The following is a 2373-nucleotide window of genomic DNA, read 5'->3' on the forward strand; positions in this document are numbered from 1 at the left end:
GGGGGGGGGGGGGGGGGGGGGGGGGGGGGGGGGGGGGGGGGGGGGGGGGGGGGGGGGGGGGGGGCGGCCCGCCCCCCCCCCCCCCCCCCCCCCCCCCCCCCCCCCCCGCTGCGCCGGGCGGGGCTCAGCCCTCCGCGCCCTCCGCGAAGACCGGCGGCTGCGGGTCGTACTCGATGCCCTTGCGGACCGCCGCCGCGCGCCAGGGTGCGACGAGGTGGCCGACCAGGTACAGGCTCATGTCGATGCCCGCCGAGATGCCGGCCGAGGTCAGCAGGTCGCCGTCGGCCACGAAGCGCTCGCCGTCGCGGACGTCGATGGTCGGGTCGAGTTCGCGCAGCCGGTCGAGCGAGGCCCAGTGGGTGGTGGCGGGGCGCCCGGCGAGCAGCCCGGCCGCCGCGTACACCAGCGAACCGGTGCAGACGCTGGCCATCAGCGGGACCTTGGCGCGCTGTTCACGCACCCACTCCAGGTGCGGCTCGTCCGCCAGCAGCACGCGGGTGCCTCGGCCGCCCGGGTGGATCAGCACGTCCAGTTCGGGCAGGTCGGCCGCGGCGTGCTCGATCTGCACGGTCAGCCCCTTCGCGCAGGTCACGGGCGCCCCGTCGAGCGAGAAGCAGACGGCGCGCCAGTTGTCCTCGGGGAAGTGCTGGGTCCAGTACGAGAGCACCTCCCAGGGGCCGATCGCGTCCAACTCCTCCACGCCGGGGAAGAACAGGATGCCGATGGTGCGGGTACGGACCGGGTCGGGCTGCTGGCTCAGGCTCGGGTCAAGGCTCATGGCGCCATGGAAGCAGGGTCCCCCGCGCAGGGCGCGCCATTTCAGTCCCCGAGCCGGCGCAGCCGCTCCGCGTCGGCCGTCCGGGGGCAGGTGCCGCAGGCTTCGCCGGGCCGCACCGCGTAGTAGAGGCAGCAGCCGGTGCGCGTACGGGTGAGGTGGGTGGCGCCGGTGCGGCCGGTCAGCCGGCGGAAGTTCGCGGCGGCCGGGTACGGGGCGATGGCCCGCGGCAGCACCTCGGTGGCCCGGCGCACCGCGCGCTCCTCGTCGCCGAGCGTGCGGCCGAGCGTCCAGATGCCGGAGAGCAGGTCGTCGCCCGCCATCCCCCACAGGGCGCGCGGCCCGCGCCGGAACGCGGGCGCGACGGCGGTCAGCAACGGCCGCACCAGATCGGCGAAGGCGTCCCGCAGCGCACCGCGCAGCGCCTCCGCGTCGGGCACCGTACGCACCCCTGGCAGCCCGGCCGCCGGATCGCCCGGCAGACAGACGAAGCCGCCCGGCGTGACCTCGTACCGGTCGGCGGCCAGGTCGTACCTGACCGCGCGCGGGGCGAGCAGCGGCACCCGGTCCTCCAGGTACCAAGGGCCGCTGACCAGCAGCGAGAGGGACCAGAGCGAACCGTGCAGGGCGCGGGCCGCGAGCACGTGGCGGGGTGGGGCGGTTGGGGCGGTGGGGGCGGTGGGGGCGGTGGGGCCCGTGGGGTCCGTGGTGGCGCACGGGGTGCCGGCCTGAGGGGACGGAGCGCCGGCCGGAGCGCCGGCCGGGGCGCACGGGGCAGCCGTCGCGGCGATCCGGGCGGCCTCCGCCGCGAGGAACTCCTCGATCAACTCCGGGCGCAGGGCGAGCTGTTCCAGCGTCGGCCTACTGCGCAGCGGAATTGACGGTGCGCCATATTCCGTACGGGCAAGGGGCGCTGGCGTACCGGTCAGCTCGCCAGATGCCGCTTCAACGGGCCAACGGACGTCCAGGTGCAGCGGTTCGAGGAGCGCGGCCAGCCGTGCGTAGCCGCGGGCGAGCAGGAGCGCGCCGTGCGGGGTGGTGGCGTCGTCGGGCGGGCAGGCCGGGGCAAGGGCCAGCGTCATCGGGGTTCCTCAGCACCAGAGATAGCAAGGCAAGCCTTACCTTAGCCGCATCTGAGCGGGCTTCTGATCATCCACGCCCACGATGTGGTCGCAAGAAGCACGCGTCGGCCAGCCCCCACCGGCCCCCGCGCCTCACCCGACTCGCGGCCCCGACCGATCACCGCTGGTCAGCGCGGTGCCGCGGCTGGGCCGGCCGGGTGGTACGGCAGGGGGCAGTACGACGAATTCCGTACGGCGCCCGGGGGTCGCCCAGCCGGCGCGGCGGCGCGCGGGAGTTACGGGGTCGGCCGCCCTGCGCGGCGGCGAGCCGGGGTTGCGGGGTTGCCCCACCCCGCCCGGCGGCACCCCGGGGTCACGGGGTTGACCCACCCCGCCCGGCGGCTAGCGGGAGTTGGGGGGGGGGCCCCCCCCCCCCCCGCGGGCCCCCGGGGGGGCCCCCCCGCCGCGCTGACCGAGGTGACGCCGGGGATCACCTCCGTCGGGTAGCGGTCCGCGAGGCGCTTGTGCATGTGCATG

At 76.9% G+C, this 2373-nt stretch carries 2 protein-coding genes; both read right to left on the bottom strand.

Annotated features, from left to right (window positions below; translation table 11 throughout):
- Positions 1–124: 124 nt before the first annotated feature.
- A complete protein-coding gene (locus AAHZ94_RS32740) occupies positions 125–778 on the bottom strand; it encodes a DJ-1/PfpI family protein (protein WP_349997343.1) in 654 nt (217 codons plus the stop codon).
- A 41-nt stretch (positions 779–819) separates the two neighbouring features.
- On the bottom strand, positions 820–1857 hold the full coding sequence (locus tag AAHZ94_RS32745; protein WP_349997344.1) for a (2Fe-2S)-binding protein: 1038 nt from the start codon (positions 1855–1857) through the stop codon (positions 820–822).
- Positions 1858–2373 lie beyond the last annotated feature (516 nt).

Origin of the sequence: Streptomyces sp. HSW2009 (assembly GCF_040240285.1) — a bacterium.
Classification (GTDB): Bacteria; Actinomycetota; Actinomycetes; order Streptomycetales; family Streptomycetaceae; genus Streptomyces.